The sequence below is a fragment of the Paenibacillus sp. J22P169 genome (genome assembly GCF_059691995.1).
The window spans coordinates 158,993-175,731 of the sequence record NZ_JCAUAO010000003.1 but is presented as its reverse complement, the minus strand read 5'-3'; the positions used below and the strand labels follow the sequence as shown (position 1 = coordinate 175,731).

At 47.5% G+C, this 16,739-nt stretch carries 14 protein-coding genes; 1 reads left to right on the top strand and 13 read right to left on the bottom strand.

The features are described from left to right. Positions 1-66: 66 nt before the first annotated feature. From AC58QG_RS18655 to AC58QG_RS18600, 12 genes are all read right to left on the bottom strand, one after another. Positions 67-585 (bottom strand): SRPBCC family protein, encoded by a 519-nt coding sequence (locus AC58QG_RS18655; RefSeq protein ID WP_497363632.1) that lies wholly within the window; start codon positions 583-585, stop codon positions 67-69. Between the two features lie 95 nt (positions 586-680). Then, on the bottom strand, positions 681-1,562 hold the full coding sequence (locus AC58QG_RS18650) for an NAD-dependent epimerase/dehydratase family protein (RefSeq protein WP_497363631.1): 882 nt from the start codon (positions 1,560-1,562) through the stop codon (positions 681-683). 33 nt (positions 1,563-1,595) lie between these two features. Next, positions 1,596-3,041 carry an MFS transporter gene (locus AC58QG_RS18645; protein ID WP_497363630.1) on the bottom strand — a complete coding sequence of 482 codons (1,446 nt, stop codon included), beginning with the start codon at positions 3,039-3,041 and terminating at the stop codon, positions 1,596-1,598. Positions 3,042-3,266: 225 nt separating this feature from the next. After that, complete coding sequence (locus tag AC58QG_RS18640) at positions 3,267-3,788, bottom strand: TetR/AcrR family transcriptional regulator (RefSeq protein ID WP_497363629.1); 522 nt, start codon at positions 3,786-3,788, stop codon at positions 3,267-3,269. Between the two features lie 309 nt (positions 3,789-4,097). After that, on the bottom strand, positions 4,098-5,348 hold the full coding sequence (locus tag AC58QG_RS18635) for a hypothetical protein (RefSeq protein ID WP_497363628.1): 1,251 nt from the start codon (positions 5,346-5,348) through the stop codon (positions 4,098-4,100). 670 nt (positions 5,349-6,018) lie between these two features. Next, positions 6,019-6,990 carry a 2-hydroxyacid dehydrogenase gene (locus AC58QG_RS18630; RefSeq protein ID WP_497363627.1) on the bottom strand — a complete coding sequence of 324 codons (972 nt, stop codon included), beginning with the start codon at positions 6,988-6,990 and terminating at the stop codon, positions 6,019-6,021. Between the two features lie 190 nt (positions 6,991-7,180). Beyond that, on the bottom strand, positions 7,181-8,473 hold the full coding sequence (locus AC58QG_RS18625; RefSeq protein ID WP_497363626.1) for a glycoside hydrolase family protein: 1,293 nt from the start codon (positions 8,471-8,473) through the stop codon (positions 7,181-7,183). Between the two features lie 36 nt (positions 8,474-8,509). Then, complete coding sequence (rbsD, locus tag AC58QG_RS18620; RefSeq protein WP_497363625.1) at positions 8,510-8,908, bottom strand: D-ribose pyranase; 399 nt, start codon at positions 8,906-8,908, stop codon at positions 8,510-8,512. Next, the gene (locus AC58QG_RS18615; RefSeq protein WP_497363624.1) at positions 8,905-9,726 is read right to left on the bottom strand and encodes a sugar phosphate isomerase/epimerase family protein; all 822 of its coding nucleotides are present in this window, start codon (positions 9,724-9,726) and stop codon (positions 8,905-8,907) included. The genes rbsD and AC58QG_RS18615 overlap by 4 nt, the downstream gene beginning before the upstream one ends. Before the next feature lie 15 nt (positions 9,727-9,741). Beyond that, positions 9,742-10,704: a sugar phosphate isomerase/epimerase family protein gene (locus AC58QG_RS18610; protein ID WP_497363623.1), complete on the bottom strand. Its 963-nt coding sequence runs from the start codon at positions 10,702-10,704 to the stop codon at positions 9,742-9,744. Positions 10,705-10,751: 47 nt separating this feature from the next. Next, positions 10,752-11,630 (bottom strand): carbohydrate ABC transporter permease, encoded by an 879-nt coding sequence (locus tag AC58QG_RS18605; RefSeq protein ID WP_497363622.1) that lies wholly within the window; start codon positions 11,628-11,630, stop codon positions 10,752-10,754. Further along, the gene (locus AC58QG_RS18600) at positions 11,630-12,541 is read right to left on the bottom strand and encodes an ABC transporter permease (protein WP_497363621.1); all 912 of its coding nucleotides are present in this window, start codon (positions 12,539-12,541) and stop codon (positions 11,630-11,632) included. Before AC58QG_RS18600 ends, AC58QG_RS18605 begins: the two co-directional genes overlap by 1 nt. Positions 12,542-12,858: 317 nt before the next feature. Between AC58QG_RS18600 and AC58QG_RS18595 the strand changes: the two genes are divergently transcribed. Beyond that, positions 12,859-14,391, top strand: a complete 1,533-nt coding sequence (locus AC58QG_RS18595; protein ID WP_497363620.1) for an extracellular solute-binding protein — start codon at positions 12,859-12,861, stop codon at positions 14,389-14,391. 58 nt (positions 14,392-14,449) lie between these two features. Here AC58QG_RS18595 and AC58QG_RS18590 read toward each other — a convergent pair whose 3' ends face one another. Next, a complete protein-coding gene (locus AC58QG_RS18590; RefSeq protein ID WP_497363619.1) occupies positions 14,450-16,732 on the bottom strand; it encodes a helix-turn-helix domain-containing protein in 2,283 nt (760 codons plus the stop codon). Positions 16,733-16,739: the final 7 nt, after the last annotated feature.

Here is a 16,739-nt window from a genome sequence, read left to right as displayed (position 1 = left end):
AAGCAATCACTAACTTTTAATTGGTTACCCCTGTTGTTTTACCGATCGAACTAAGAGCGAATCAAATCAGTTGGCTGCCTCGGCTGTTATCTTGAGATTTGCGAGCCAGGCTTCAAGCGAGGATTCGAGTGCTGCTCGCATCCCGTCGGGGTCAGCTGCTACAGGCCGACCGTCCCAAGACTCAGTGGTATGCACGAGGATTCCTTGGGGGGTAGGTGTGAAGCTCCACACGTGAACACCCTCGATACCGTGCGCCGGACCTCCCCATACGATACGCCGCATCGGGATAACCTCGTGGATGGTGGAGGCAATGTTTAGCCCATGAGTCTCCCAATGGAACGTGTTTCCTACTTCGATCAGACCGGATAGCTGCACATGAGAGATGTCTTTCTGCCAAGTTGGCCACTGCTCGATATCAGTCTGGATCCTCCATACGCTCTCTAGTGTGGCTTCGATTTCAATGGATAGGTGGACGATGACTTGTGCCTTTCGGTCGACATCGACCGTGTCCATTTGATTGAACAATTCTCCCGTATTCTCCGATCCCATCCCGCTGTCTACTCCAATTACTATTGATTTCTCCATTTTCTTCAGCCTCTTTTCGTCGAATTATAAAATGATTAATTACTAACTTGATTTCATCACTTGCATTGTCAGTAGTGATCGATTAATAACTACCTTTAACTACCTGTGGACTCTTTTGCTACATACTTTTCCAACATGTGCTTAACCGTTAAGGCTATCCCCTCTTCATACGAGGTTGGTGATACTCCGTCATACGCCATGCTAGAGGTTCCATAATTCTTGCCGGATCGCTCATAGCTATCCAATTTGATCCTCATCTTCGGCTCATACCACTGCAGCAAACGCTGCTGCCACTTTCCGATGGTCTCGAACCGCGGCGCTGCCTGAACAACTGAACCCGCAAAGCCAAGGAGCTCCGCTTGCGAGATCGAGCCATTGCCACAGAGATGCCAATTGCCCCCATACGCGGATTCCGTCGTAGCTAGCTCATGTACATACCTGGCGGCATCATCTACGAATAGATAATCTCTTCTGATGGATGGATCAATGGGCAGCTTGACAGGCTTCCCTTGAACAATTTTGCGAAACGCGTAATGAATAAGCGTGTTGGAAGCGGCCTCGCCATACAACTCTGGACTGAAGATTCGCATCGAATTAGGACAGGGGACGTACGCCGATTCCTTCACATCGGCAGGTCGATAGACCCCTTCCACCATTACCAATTTAGCTCCGATTGCCGCGGAGACGCTCCGAACGGCTTCGAGCATCTGGTGGACTTTCTCCGGCTTGTCATCGTAGGTTAAGTAGACTCCGCAGAAAATAACATTCACGCCGTTCGCAGCATCTAGCAGTTCATCTGGGTTACCGACATCTCCTCTCACTATTCGCAGAAGAGGGGAGGAGATGTTCATCTGCAGAGTTTCCAGCTTCCGTTGCGAGCCGGAATAGGCGACGACTTCGACATTCTCTTCGACCAATCGTTTGACAAGTACCATTTCCCAACCACTGCCTGCTCTTACTACCATTGCTTTTAACATTCTGATCACTCCTATTAGGATTTTTTTAATTGATCAATCACTAACTATAAAAGAGGGCGATTGTCGCACAACCACGAGAACCGCTATTGCCCCGATAAGCGCGAATGCTGCAGCTCCGAGGAACACCCAGGAGAACCCGCCGGTTAACGCTTGCGCTTCGGCTACCCCGCCGCCAAGCAAGCGATCGATGCGAGCCGAGGCTACCGTCGTAAGTACCGCGAGTCCGATGGCTCCACCGATCTGTTGGCTCGTATTGACTAAGCCGCTTGCTAGCCCCGCTTCATCGTCCGCCACGTCGTGGACTGCTAGCTCCGTTCCGGAGATGAAGGCTCCTCCCAATCCAATTCCCATCAAGATGGATGGGCCTAGCAGATTGACAGCGAACGAAGCGTCGCTAGGTGAAAGGGAGAGCCAAATCAGGCCTACGGCCAGCAGAAACAGTGACGCCGCCAGCGTCTTGCGCGTTCCAATAGCCTTGACCACAGCCGGAACGACCCCGGCAATCACGACTAGCGAGCCAGCCAGCGGGAGCTGGGTAAGGCCTGCTTTTAACGCATCATAATGAAGCACTTGCTGCATGTAAACCGAGAGCGCGAAGAACAGTCCTGTCGTAGCTCCTCCGATAAGGAACATGGCCAGATTGCCGCCCGTAACGGACTTGTTGCGGAAGATGCCTAGCGGCATAAGCGGATTCGAAGCGCGCTTCTCGATGAAGATGAACGATCCAAGCAGCACAACCGCCAAGCCTGCGAGAATCAGCGTCTGCGGGGACGTCCAGCCGACCCGATCCGTACCGGAGAGCGCGGCGACTAGTACTACGATTCCAGTCGTTACCGTAGCGGACCCTGACGCATCCAGACTTACTCGTTCGACGTGCGCATCCTTGGGAATAAGATAAGGAACCGCCACCAGAACCAAAGCTACTACAGGGACATTCACATAGAACACTGAAGACCAACCAAGCGAATCTGTCAGTACACCGCCCAACAAGACGCCCGCCGCACTACCAATGCCCGCAACCGCACCCCAGATGCCGAGTGCCTTGGCCCGATCCCGCGGATTCGTGAACAGCTTCGTAACGAGAGCCAGAGCGGCCGGGGCAAGTAGGGCAGCCGATGCGCCTTGAACCGCTCTCGCCGTAAGCAGCCAAGCTCCCGAGGTAGCCAGACCAGCCGCGGCCGACGCAAGTGCGAATCCAGTGACCCCGATCATGAATAACTTGCGATGCCCGAAGCGATCCGACAGCCTTCCGCCGAGAAGCAGCAAGCCCCCGAAGGGCAATACATAAGCCGTAATGACCCAGCTCAGTGTACTAGTGCTCAGATGAAGCTCCGAGCCGAGAGCGGGAAGCGCGATATTGACGATGGACGCATCCAGCACTACCAGGAATTGCGCGAGGGCCAGCGCGATCAGAGCCCACCACCGATACTTCAACGTGTAAGAACGATTCACGGCTACCGACTGAACCATAGAATTCATAATAATCTCCTCCTGTTATTGATTGATTAATTAATTTCTTTTAAAAATTTTTATACAGTCTAACCGTTTGTAAGTAGGGGGCATTTAAATTCAACTTCGTTTACAGCGTGCCTTGATCACCTCGCCCTTATAATTTGTAATTGATCAATCACTAACTGATTGACTCACTATAACGAATTGTTAGTGATTGGTCAATAACTATTTTTCAGAGAAAAAAATCTCCCCTTATCCCTTCATCAATTCGGGCAGATTAATCGCGACGGCGACATTGCACAGCACTCCGCGTGCGAGGAACAGCATCGCCCGCTCTTCAGCATTTTCCATACCGGCATCACGGAACGCCACCAGAATCATATTGCGGATATCCTTATAGGCATTGCACATCGTCTGTTGGATGGCGTCCTCCCGAATGGTCTGTGCCTGCATCTGCAAGAGCATCTCGTTCTGGTACATCGCCTGAATGTTCACATACTCCTGAATAAGCTTCGTCTCTAGCAATTCCGGAGAAGTCGTCTCCACCACCTGGCGGAACGATTCAATTACCCGGCTCCAAGATGCCTCCAGCGCGGCTAACAGCAGAGTTTCCTTGGTCGCAAAGAATCGGAATACGTAGGGCTGAGAGATTTTCGCCCGTTCGGCCACCTGTGCCGTCGTAGCGCGAAAATAACCAACCTCCGCGAACACTTCGATCGCCGCGGAGATAATATCGGATTTGCGATTCACCGATGTTGCTTCTGATTTAGCCATCTTTATTCTCCTCCAATCTGAGAGTGATTGATCAATTATAAATCCAGTATACAAAGGCTGCCATGACAATGCAACCGTGTTAGAAATTTCAATCTCATATGGAGGCTTCCTAACTGATTAATGTCGGTAACCTTCGAATATTCATTATTAAACTCTCGGTATCCGTTAGTTCAACGATCGTTTCCCGTTAGTTCAATCCCTTATTACTTGCCAACCCATTCAACTAACAACTTCTGAATCCTGAATCTTCCATCTAGCGGAATTTAGATGTTCTATATTCCAGCCCGGGATCTCCTTCATATGCGTCTATTACGAAAGGTTATTATAAGGGTCATCATCTGGATCAGTTCTTAAGTAGCCAATCTCACCACCACGATAATATCCTTTCACTTCAGTTCCATCTACCCTAGTGTAATCTTGAACATCATGGGGTTCAACATGATGAATCCCTGGATCCTGTTCATCGATTACAAAATCGCTGTCTATATCAAAATCTAGATCGATTGTTCCAGGTAATAATAAAAAAACGGATCCAGCAGCTGTCTTTGTCACGAGACTTTTCACTCCTCTTTTTACACGTACTTCATCACCACTTACTACATCTCCAACACTCTTCACGGTATTGGATATGCTTTTTACCGCTCCCCTTATTACTCTCTTCCCGGCTTTTTCAACTTGCGTCATTCCACGATTAATTTGCTCATGATCACTCGCAATAACGCCCGAAATAATATCTACGGAACCGTCAATAGCAGTTGCAACAGTATCTATGGATCCTTTCGTTACATTTGCCAACAACCTCCCAACGTCACCTATTGGTTCAATTCCAGTTATACTTTCTATTAATTCGAATGGGGCTTTAATTATACTTGCCAGTAAGTTTCCGATAAATGAGCCAAACGATTCGATAATACTAGGTTCATAATAATAAATGTTCGTCTCATACGGATTTTCACTTATTCGTTTGGTAAGAATCAATGCTTCTTCGCGAGCTTCTTTTTGAACTTGACACTCTTTTGCTCGAATACGATTGATAGCTTTCTCTGTATGTCTTTCAGCCTCTTCTTTAGCTCTTTGTTTCTTCATTTCAATACTAGCAATCGCTCGATCTATTTGTTCAGATAAATTGTTGTTATTTGAAGGTTGGTAACGTTTAATTGCTATTTGAGCTGCTTCTTCAATATTTTGTAGCGTTTTCTTTCTTGCTACGTTTACAATTTCAATAGTAAGTTTGACACGCTTTTCAATCTCCTCTCGCACCCTAATTTCTGAAGCACGCATTCGCTCATAGACTTCCTCTATTTGCTGTTCTCTAGCAATTGCTTCCTTTTCCCGTTTCTCGAAGATTAAATCAACTTGTTCATTTATATAATTAATTGTATTCTGTCGTTTTTCAATTATTGTATTATAAGTCGCATTTGCCATTTCCTGGGCTGCTGCTTTCTTGTAGTTCATGCGCTCTATCATCTCTGAAATTACTTGTTCGTTTTTTTTCTTTTTTTCAAAATATCTTGTGATAGCTTCATCAATTTGCGATACTTTATGGTTCTTTTCCTCCATAATTTCTCCTCGTTATTGTGTTTACAACCAAATTATCACAAATAGGATATTTGGAACAGCGGGAATATTAAGATCGTTTATTAAAATCGTTGTAGTCAAAGCAATTAGCTTATAAATTAGAGCCTGACATTTTTTCTAATCCTTGCCGTCCCACACTCAATAATTTTCCATTGTAATTTAATGAATTCATTCCTAATTTTCTTTCTTTCATTTTTAAAAATTGAAAACTAGATTTTACTATACAGGAATATTACCTTAACTTTTGGTTGAATTTCCATCAAACCCACCTCAATTCCCCGGTATGTTATTTCTTTTTTTATCAATTCTTCGGCTTTAATAAAACATTTTATTGAAGAAATCTGCCCGTTACTTTAACGAGGCTGCCTATTTTTGTTACTTCAAGACTTTATTGTCTACTTCAAAACCTTAATGTCCCCCAACAACAGCCACCCAGCAGCACCCACCTATTAGGTGACAAATAAGTTTTGAAGTGCAAGAAGCCAGCAAACAAAGGTTTGCTGGCTTTTCTAATAAAATCGAGTTACAAATTAAGTTTTGAAGTGGTGTTTTGGAGTGAAAAACCCGAATTACAAATAAGTTTTGAAGTACTTTTGACAAATTGAAAGTAGTTGCAGGTTTTGTTCATAACAAAGCCCGGCTGCCTTCTCCACTATCTCTTCAACTCCGCGACAAGGCTTGGAGGCATTTCCCCCTGCAAGCCCTTCACCAAATTATTCGCAGCAAGCATAGCCATATCGAAACGCGTCTGAGGAGTAGCCGATCCGATATGCGGTAGGGTTACGACGTTAGGCATTTGCAATAGCTTGTTATCCGGATCTACTGGTTCTTGCTGGAAAACATCAAGACCTGCTCCGCGGATGCTTTCTTTTTCCAAAGCTGCAATTAGTGCTTCTTCATCCACAGTTTGCCCACGAGACGCATTTATAAAGATGGCAGTTTTCTTCATAAGTGCCAGTTCTCCACGGCCGATGAATTGAGTTGTTTCAGGTGTTAATGGCGTCATGACCACTACAAAATCAGACTCTTGCAGCAGCTCCTGCATGGAGCGGTAGACAACGCCAAGCTTTTGCTCGGCTTCCGTTTTTCTGCTGCGATTGTAGTACACGACATCCATATTGAATCCGAACTTCGCCCGTCTGGCAATTGCTTCCCCGATACGCCCCATACCAATTATCCCAAGTTTAGAATGATGAACGTCTATACCGAAAATGTGCTCTTCGCTTCCTTTTGTCCATTTGCCAGCCTTCACGTAAGCATCGAGCTCCGGAATTCTTCTCGCTGTGGCCAAGATAAGTCCGAAGACCGTATCCGCCACCGTTTCATCCAATACACCCGGAGTATGAGTCCCCATTACGTCCTTGGCCTTCATTGCCTCTATATCGAAATTATTGTAACCAACCGAGACATTACTAACAATTTTGAGCTTCGGTGCATGCTCCAACAGTTCCTGATCAATGCTTCCGCCAGACATTAAAAGTCCATCCACATCGGACAGTTCCTCTAAAAGCTGTTGACGAGGAATTTCCTCTTCCCTGTCCCACATCCGATAATCGCAGTGCTGAGCAATGTACGCTTCCACTTCACTTGGAACTTGCTTTGCAAGAAATACTTTTGGCCGCATCTCCAAAACTCCCTTCCAGTCTACGCATGCATCATACCAAAAAAACAATATTCATAGAAATTCTTTTTGCCAATCATAAACGGTATACCATCACAAAGTAGAAGGTCAGCCAGCCGCCTCTTGTTCAAGACAGAGGCTGCCGCCTCAAGTAGATCCACTTGAAGTGACAGCCCCTTTTTGTGAAAACCCGCTACTTTAATACTGTTGCACCGCTCAGCTTCACGGAACGCTCCAGCGTGCTGCCGTCAGCCAAGACAATTTTGGCAGTCCACTCTTTATCCTCCGCAGTCACCACCCAAGGCTTCTGAATCCAAGTGGTTTCGTTGCGAATCATAAAAGGCTCGTTATATGCTGTATCGACCAGTTCCCCGTTACGGTAAAATTCCACGTAATTGATCGTTTCAGGGTACAAGCTCGCCAACCGGATCCACCTCTTATTGTCGATCGTGATCAGGGGCTCGAAGCCCTGCAAATAATATTGCTCTTGAACCGGTAGAGGATCGAGTTTTATGCCGACCCCTTCTGCGATCCGTCTGGCGAAATACTCATCTTCACCTTTCGTGACGCCCCAGATAGCCGGTGGTTCCTGCTTCGTCAAGTTATTGTAATACCCCCACGAGGTCTGTGTCCGGAACGCCACCTCGATCATGCCGACGCAAGGAGAATCCTCATTGCACACAATCGGTTTGTTTAGGCCCCATCCGCGTACTTTTTGAATCATATTGTAGTATTCCTGACGCGTTAGGTCATTGGCGTGAATCAAGATCACATCGCTCGCTTCGGCCACCTCCCGGTTGACAGCTCCGCCTCCGAGGCTGGACCCGACCAGCATGCCGCCGGAATATTCCCGCGCCAGCTCAATTAAATACGACATACTTTGAGGCTGCTGAATTTGCGGTACGGTTTTCCATACACTAATATCGAATTCGTTTGCTACCTCGATGATCACATTGGTATAATTGTTCTTCTTTAAAATACCGCAAGCCGTCTTGATTGCGTTGCGAACCGCTTTGCCATCGCGGAAACGGATCGCCTGGGACCAATAAAATAAGCTGACTATGACAATTATTCCCAGCTCGTCTGCGGCTCTGACAAGCCGGTCCAGGCGGCGCTCGTACGCAGGATCGAACGTCAACCCGTCTTCGCTGAACGGATTGTTGCCTACAGTCGTCCAATCTTCGATTGTGAACACCGGACCTCCCCCCTGCAGCCCAACGGTAATCGCCCTCAGCCCGTGCCGGTGCCACTCTGGCAATGCCGCGATCAAATCGTCCGTATTTTTCTCCGGATCGTAGACGGATTGACCGAAACGCGCAAAACGCTCAGGGGCCGCCTTGTCATCGAAAATGCCCTGGATAAATCGGGCATTCATCAATAGCCCATGGGACGAGGGGTTGCTTCCTTCAATCTCTGAATAGGTCAGCTTGCCATTGATTAAAAATTTTTCACCTTGAATCCCGATTTGTGTCACGCTCATGTTCATCGACCTTTCATATCGTTGGAATATAAACTGCAACTGCTAATTGACGGAGTAGCCGGCTTGAAACACAACGTTGGAAAAAGGCACATTTTCCCCGGTCCGCACAAAGCATTTGGAGGAAGCGGCCCGCTTTTTGAGCGTTTCGTTCGGAACCGCCTCAACAACTTGCTCAGCAAAGGCGGTTCGGATAAAACCGTATAGCTCCGGATTGCTCGCTTCCATTTCGGTTGCGATGACCATTTTTTCAATGATGATTTCATTGTTAATCGCCTCAAGCACTACGTTCATTTTGGGCACGCCGCGAATCAAAGCCATATCGATAACTTTCGCATCCTTAGGAATGCCGTATAAGCATGATACTACACTCACCTGGTCGTAATGCCCAATGGCTGCGAGGAAAGCCCCCAGTTCCTTGTTCAAAACTCCGCTTCTTTTCATTCAGCCGTCTCCGCCATATATCTCCGGGCCGTATCGACACTTTGCCTGATCCAGGCCAGTTCGTTCCGAAGAGTCTCATCGTGGCTACCGGCCGTGCTCATCCACTGCTCCAGCACGACATTCACATTTCTTCCTGCAGCTTTTAGGAAATGCAGGATAGCGGTAATGTCCTGATCCCCCTGGCCTAATGGAGCCCCATCGACGACAACTCCGATTCCCGCTGGATGCGCCTGAATCTTATAATCTTTTAGATGAAGCGAAATGGCCTGCTCTCCGAGCAGCCGTACCGTCTCCATCGGCCATTCCTGCTGAACGATGGAGTTGGCCGTATCTAGGCATATGCCAACCAACGGATCATCCAGTTCACGGACAAGCGAAGACAAATCGTCCGAGGTCATCGTGAAATGGTTTTCCAGTGCGATCGCCACACCTGCTTTATGGAAATAAGGCAGCACCTCTCTTAATACTGCGGCCGTTTCTTCCTTAGTCACATGGGTGTCTGGAGCGTGTGGAGTCAACCGGAGCAATCTAGCCTCCAGGCGTTCGGCAATGGACAAATAGCGCAGCAAACGTTCCTTACGCGCACCCGCCGTTCCGGCTTCAAGCGTCATGTTTCGATTCCGGGCAGCATTCCTTACGGCGTCCAGCTCAGCGTCGCTATAGCCTTCTAACGGTAAATTGTCAGCAAACTGCACAAGTTCGAAACCGAGATCTGCAGCCTGCTCCACAAGACGGACAGCGTTCATAGGTTTATCCGGTTTAAAAGTATCTGTTCCTATGGAATAACGGAACAAGTAGCTTCCCGCCCCTAACAGCATGGTCGTTACCCCCTTCTACTTGAAAAGCTTTTTAAACATATAGTCGAACGTACGGGCAGGCACCCCTTCATCAATTAAAGCTTGGATTTGTTGACGTCCGAGTTTATCGATCATTTCCTTGGCTGTCTCCATAATCCGGAAAGTAACGGCAAACGCTTCGGCTGGATCTCCGTGCCTGCTGTAAACGTCATAGGTCAGCCAACCTGACCAGTTCATCCGGTCCAAATAATACAGCGTCTCCACCAGATCCCACAGGTTCACCGAGCCCGGAAGCATATCCCAGTCCCAAGCGCGGTCATTATCGTTAAAATGAACGTAGAAAAGTCGGCCAGCGTCGTTCGCCATACAAGCCATTGCAGCCGGGATTTCACGCGCCCCAAGCGCATGGCCGACATCCATCGTGACGCCAACGTTAGGGAGCCCAACTTGATTGCACAAATGAAGCGTCCGGCCCATATCCCCCAAGATAATGTTATTGCGTACTTCGTACGGCTTATATTCCAGACTGACCTTAATATCCGAACGGTGTAATGCCGCTTCACGAATGCCTTCCACCAGCCATTTCCACTGATTTTGATAATCGACCTGGAAGTTGTAATCGCTGCCGTCGATCAGCGGACAGCACGTAATCATGTCAGTACCGAGTTCGGCTGCCAAATCCATAGCTGTTTTAATGTACTGCACCGCTTCGGTACGGACATTAGGATCGGGGCTGGTAAAAGAACCGGACCGAAACTTAGCCTCGCCCTTGACGTTTACGTTGACCGCAGAAACCGGAAGTCCGATAGCTTTAATGGCCTTAACAGTCTCTCCAGGATCGGCGAAGTCTTGCGGATATACCACCTCAATGCCTTCGATGCCGGGAATGCTTGCAGCAACCTTTAGATTGTCAAAAAACGTACGGGCAGGCTGGTATTCATGAAAACGGTCAGCATACCTCCCTAAAATCGGTACAATAATCGAGTTTTTCAAATTCATTTCCCTTGCTCCTTTGCTTATATGTGGTATTGCAGCGAAACCTCGGATTAACCTTTTACGGAGCCCAGCATGACTCCTTTAGCAAAATGCTTTTGCATAAACGGATAGAACAACAAGATCGGTACGGTGGAGATGACGATGACCGCCATTTTAATAACTGCGCCGGGCGGAGTCGCAAACTCGGAGTCGACGCTAGCCGAATCGCCAAACCCGCCCTGCGAAAGAATAACGATTTGTCTCAGCCATACTTGAATCGGCCACTTCGTTGAATCGCTAATATACAATATTGCGTTGAAAAAGGTGTTCCAATGCCCAACCGCATAAAACAAAGTAAACGTCGCCAATGCTGGCTTCGATAGCGGCAAGACAATGCGGAGCAGGATGGCAAGATCGTTGCAGCCGTCAATCTTCGCTGATTCTTCAATTCCGTCGGGCAGCTGCTGAAAAAAGTTTTTCAATACGATGAGATTAAACGCGCTGATCAAGCCTGGGATGATAAGCGAGGCGTAAGAGTCAACCAATCCAACGGTTTTGACGATCAGAAACGTAGGAATCATTCCTCCGCTGAAAAGCATTGAAAATACGATGGCGAGCATAAATACTCGCCTGCCGCCCAAATCCTTGCGCGCGAGGGGGTAGGCCATTAGTGCGGTGAATATCAGATTCACCAATGTGCCGACAACGGTAATAAAAATCGTGACAAACAAGCTGTTTAATATGGTGCTGGTAGACAATATATAGCGGTAGCCATCCAGCGAAAAATGAGTAGGAAATAATACGAAGCCCCTGCTGATCAATTCCTCGGAAGTGGTAAACGAGCCGGCTACAATATAAATAAACGGCAGCAAAGTAATGAGCGAAAGCGAGATTAGAACCACATAGTTGAAAGTGCTGAATAGACGGCTTTGCAGCGAAGTATCCGGCATCAGTACACTCCCTCCTCCCCAAATTTTTTGGCCAAGTAATTCGCCGACAGCACGAGTACTAGCCCAATCACTGATTTAAACAATCCAACGGCGGTGCTGTAACTGAACTGGCCTTGCTGGATCCCGCTGGTGTAAACATAAGTATCGAACACCTCGCCGACCTCGCGGTTCATGGCATTCAGCATTAGAAAAATTTGCTCGAAACCTAGGTCGAGGAAGGAGCCGAGCCGTAAGATGAGCAGAATGATTATGGTGCTGCGAATGGCGGGCAGTGTAATATGCCACAACTGCCTAATCCTGCTTGCACCATCGATTCGCGCCGCTTCATATAAAGTCGTGTCGACACCGGCCAAGGCAGCAAGAAAAATAATCGTTCCCCAACCCGATTCCTTCCAAATGACTTCCATCATGATCATGGTCCGGAACCATTCCGTACTGGCCAGAAATTGAATCTTGGCGAGCCCTATAGCGGAGAGCAGCTCATTCACAAGTCCCCCCTCCGTCGTAAAAAACATATAAACGATACCAACGACGACAACCCAAGATATGAAGTGAGGGATGTAAACAATTGTTTGCACCGCTCTTTTAAACCATTCGATCCTCACTTCATTCAGCATCAATGCGATCAGGATCGGCAGCGGAAAAAAGAACAGGATATTATAGAAAGCCAAAATCAATGTGTTCGCAAACAGCTTCCAGAAGATGTCGTCTTCGAAAAAAAGCTGAAAATGCTTGAGACCTACCCACTTGCTTCCGCTAAAACCTAGGAACGGCTGATAGTCTTGAAAGGCGATCAGTACACCCCACATGGGCAAATATTTAAATACTAGAAAATATAGCGCTCCAGGAAGGAGCATCAGATAAAGCCAGCGATTGCGGACCAGCTGCTTTATCACTATGGAATTACTCATTTTTGATCACCTCCGTCCGTTTTCCGTCTGATAATGGATTCACTTCTTGCAGCAGCTCACAACTCGAATATTAGGGGACGCCTTGACAACCGTCTATAATCATTTACCGACTTGGTCATAAACGCACTACCCAGTGATATTTCTGGAGGATAAGCAATTTCGGACTTCTCTATGGGAAATAAACTGCTGCAAATGAGTATGTGCATCCGGGACTTTATCTGGGTCCGAGTCGGAATATGATCATTGACTGTAATAAGGTCGGACTATACGATTAGATTGGTTACCGGGGCCAACTTTAAATCGAGGGGGATTTACAAATGAGAATTGCCAGGATCCGTACAAAGTCTGCCGTTTCCGCCACTTTGGCAGCGGTCTTGACCGTTGGCACGCTTGCCGGCTGTACGTCAGCCACTGGAGGTACCAAAGATACGAGTAAAACCGAAGCCAAGAGCAGCACACCGCTGGAATTCAGCATGATGGCCACCCTGTGGGTAGCCGATCCGCCTAAAATTGACGGCGAACCACTGAAGATCATCCAAAAGGCAACGAATACGAAGTTGAACATCAATTGGGTGCCGAGCGGCACTTATAATGAAAAAGTGAATGCAACCATTGCGACAGGGCAGCTGCCGGATGTCATGACCGTGCAGCAAGGGTATGACAAAACGCCAGGGTTCATTAATTCCGTGCGATCCGGTATGTTCTGGGAAATCGGTCCGTACTTGAAGGATTATAAAAACTTGAATCAATACAATAAAAACGTGCTGACGAATGCATCTGTGGATGGCAAGCTTTATGGCCTGCCCCGCTCCCTACCGTTACCGAGAGCGAAAACGTTCATGTATCGGAAGGATTGGCTGGATAAGCTGGGGCTGCAAAAACCGAAGACACTAGATGATATTTACGAGGTGTTAAAAGCGTTCCGGGATAAAGATCCTGATGGTAATGGCAAAAACGACACGCTTCCGATCGTCGAGAGCCAAAACATCGATTTGTTCTATGCCGTGCTTGCAGCCTACGGCGGCCCGGATCTATGGGAGCTCAAGAACGGCCAGCTGGTTCCCGACTTTATGACCGACGAAAACATGCAAGCACTGAAGTATATGAAAAAGCTGTACGACGAGAAATTGATGAATCAGGACTTCGCCACCCTGCAAGGCAATCAAAAGAACGAGCAATTTCATAAAGGGACGACTGGGGCTTATGGAGGAATTGTTTCAGAATCGGCGAATCTGAAGGCTAACACCGCCAAAATTCCCGGTGCCGATATCGACTTCATGACCCGAATCGCAAGTGCCAAAGGCGATCGAATTTTCAGCAACGTCGGGTATGATGCCCTCTACGTGTTTCCAAAATCAAGTATTAAAACAGAGGAAAAGCTAAAACAGATTTTGGCGTATTTCGATAAGCTGGCGGATCCGGAAGTGCTTCAACTCATGAGCTGGGGAGTGGAAGGCGTTCACTTCAAGACGGAGAACGGTAAGCCAGTTACGACGGATTCAGCCAAATTTGAGGTTGATATAAATCCGCTGCGGGCGCTGCGCGCAACGTGGGATACCATCTTCCGCTCCAACGTTGAGGGCCTATCCGAGATTCGCCAGAAGATGACGAAGAGTTATTTGGACAACGAACCGTATGTAGTCACCAATCCAGCCTACGCTTTAATTTCGGAAACCTATGTAACCAAAGGCGCGGAGTTGGATAAAATCATTAAAGACGCGCGGATCAAATTCATCATGGGTGCGATTGACCAGAATGGATGGAACAGTGCGGTCGAACAGTGGAAGAAAGCAGGCGGAGATAAGGTTATTGCAGAACTTAACGCCGAGCAGGCGAAGTTGAAAAAATAAACCAATATAAAAAGGGGCGATCCAGCATGACGAACCTGGATAACGCCCCTTTTATATTTCAGCCGTTCTGCCGCATATCGCGTCCCCAATGTTCCTCGCGGAATTTCCCCGGGGTTACGCCCTCCAGTTTACGGAAATAACGGATAAAATTTTGAGAACTATTGTAGCCGAGCTTTGCGGATATTTCACTTATTTTCAGATCGGATTCAGCAAGCATCTGTTTCGCAATTTTGAGACGCAGTTGGGAGACGTACTCGCTGAAGTTGATACCCATATGTTTGCGGAATACTCGGCCGACATAATCCGGGTGATAGTTGATCGCATGAGCGAGTGTTTCCAGTGTAATGTTCTCATGAATTCGCTGCTGCGAAATCCGGGTCACTTCCTCGCACAAATGCTTGTAATGCTCTTCCCGATATTCCTCAAGCTGTTCGAAGATTGGTGTAATGATCGCCTGCTTGAACCAGGTTTTAATCTCCTCGGCGGTTTGAAGCTCGAAAAGCTGAGCGAATAGATCCGTTTCCCCATATAATGGGGCGAACGCCAGACCCTTGCGCTGAACCAATCGGGTTAAATCCATCAGCAGCTGAACGAGAAACAGCTGGTATTCCCGAGAACTAAGCGGATGATTGAGAATTTCGTCGACAAACCGATCCAGCAAAGCTCCCGCTTCTTCAGGCCTGCCTCCTTTGATCATCTCGACAATATCCTGGACCAAAGCCTCAGGAAAAACCTGCTTAACGGGGTACACAGACTCGATATCCGCGATGTTAATCACGGCTCCCTGCCCTAGTCTTAACCGATAAGATAACGCCTCAATCGATTCCTTGAAGGCTGTGGATGAATGCATGAAATCTGAATAAGGCCGACTAATTCCGACACTCACCTTTAAATCAAGAACCTGCGCGATCATTTGCTGAATCTGAGTGATACGCTCATTGACATTGGCCTTAAACACATTCCGAGACTCATCATGCCCGCCGATAATGGTTATCTGATATTTATCAAACGGCAGCGAGGCGATACGCGCTCCCCCGATAAGCAGTTCGTCAACGATGTTATTGATAGCGAACAACAGCAAATCTTTGTCCTGCTCGCTGTAGCTAGAGTTGATCAGCGTATCAATCTGGACTGCGCAGACACACATCCAGCTGACATCCAAGTTGTATCCGTACTGCTTTGTTTTGTTTCGAATTTCCCTTTCGCTTAATCTCCCATGAATTAAATTGCCAAGAAAAAAGTTTTCTAGATCTTTGGACTGAACTTGCACCTGATTCGTTAGTTGAATGTTGGACTGTTTCAGCGAAAGCACCCGGTCTTTAATAAAGTGAAGCTCATCCGTCCTCGGAGGAACAGCGTCTTCCTGCTTACCGTCTCTAACCGAATAGTACAGGCTCCTTATTGGCGAATACATTTTTTTAGCGCCGCCATACGACAAAATAAAGATCACTGCCAAAATGACAAGGCAGGTAATCAGCGTAAACCAGCCGATCCAACGGACATCCCGCACGGCTTGCTCCAGAGGCACAACAGAAACGTACAGCCAACTATTGAAATCGCTCCGCTGGTAGGTTACTGCAACGTCATTGCCCCCTAGTTTTGTCGTGTGGTGACCGGACATGTCCGCTGTTTTCAGTAGCTGCTCTTCATTAAACAAGCTTATATCCTGAGGCGAGTCGTCCGATGCTGCAAGCACCTTATACTTGTCATCAAGCACAAAGATCGTGCCGAAGTCGGACGATCGCCCAATCAACTTCTGGATCTCTGCGATGTCAACCGTCGTCACGATGAACCCCTGCGGTGTCATCGAATTCATCGGGAGCTTCTTAACGAGGACGATATCCCGCTCTCCGGTATTTTTATTAATGACAAGATCCCCATGCCAATCCGAGACGTGCGGAAGCTTGGCATAAGGCAGTAATGATTTCATATCTTCCTCGGAGTTGTAGCGGATTAAACCTTCATTGCTAATCGACCACCTTTTATCAAGGTTTACCAGCATGATGTCCTTAATCCCAAGTTCAAATGTTTGAATGGAATGAAGCTGGCTTTTCAACAGATCTACCGTTGTAAATTCGCTGATATCCAGAGTCTGGTCCATAGCTGCATACGCAAGCGGGGACCCGATAAACTGACTGACCGAATAATCGATAGTCTTCAGCACTTGCTCCATTCGCATTTGCGTCTGAAGGAGAACGTGATGGCTTCCTTCGTCCACCTTACGCTGAATTAGCGTTGAGGATTCCCAGAACGAGAAGCTCCCCAAAAAAATAACGGGAAGCGTGCTTAAGGTCAAACTAAATATGATAAGGCGGTATAGAAAGGATCGTTGAAAGTTCATTTTTCCC

Coding starts and splice junctions, on each gene's coding strand:
- AC58QG_RS18655 (WP_497363632.1), bottom strand. CDS start 585: ATGGAGAAATCAATAGTAATTGGAGTAGACAGCGGGATGGGATCGGAG.
- AC58QG_RS18650 (WP_497363631.1), bottom strand. CDS start 1,562: ATGTTAAAAGCAATGGTAGTAAGAGCAGGCAGTGGTTGGGAAATGGTA.
- AC58QG_RS18645 (WP_497363630.1), bottom strand. CDS start 3,041: ATGAATTCTATGGTTCAGTCGGTAGCCGTGAATCGTTCTTACACGTTG.
- AC58QG_RS18640 (WP_497363629.1), bottom strand. CDS start 3,788: ATGGCTAAATCAGAAGCAACATCGGTGAATCGCAAATCCGATATTATC.
- AC58QG_RS18635 (WP_497363628.1), bottom strand. CDS start 5,348: ATGGAGGAAAAGAACCATAAAGTATCGCAAATTGATGAAGCTATCACA.
- AC58QG_RS18630 (WP_497363627.1), bottom strand. CDS start 6,990: ATGCGGCCAAAAGTATTTCTTGCAAAGCAAGTTCCAAGTGAAGTGGAA.
- AC58QG_RS18625 (WP_497363626.1), bottom strand. CDS start 8,473: ATGAACATGAGCGTGACACAAATCGGGATTCAAGGTGAAAAATTTTTA.
- rbsD (WP_497363625.1), bottom strand. CDS start 8,908: ATGAAAAGAAGCGGAGTTTTGAACAAGGAACTGGGGGCTTTCCTCGCA.
- AC58QG_RS18615 (WP_497363624.1), bottom strand. CDS start 9,726: ATGCTGTTAGGGGCGGGAAGCTACTTGTTCCGTTATTCCATAGGAACA.
- AC58QG_RS18610 (WP_497363623.1), bottom strand. CDS start 10,704: ATGAATTTGAAAAACTCGATTATTGTACCGATTTTAGGGAGGTATGCT.
- AC58QG_RS18605 (WP_497363622.1), bottom strand. CDS start 11,630: ATGCCGGATACTTCGCTGCAAAGCCGTCTATTCAGCACTTTCAACTAT.
- AC58QG_RS18600 (WP_497363621.1), bottom strand. CDS start 12,541: ATGAGTAATTCCATAGTGATAAAGCAGCTGGTCCGCAATCGCTGGCTT.
- AC58QG_RS18595 (WP_497363620.1), top strand. CDS start 12,859: ATGAGAATTGCCAGGATCCGTACAAAGTCTGCCGTTTCCGCCACTTTG.
- AC58QG_RS18590 (WP_497363619.1), bottom strand. CDS start 16,732: ATGAACTTTCAACGATCCTTTCTATACCGCCTTATCATATTTAGTTTG.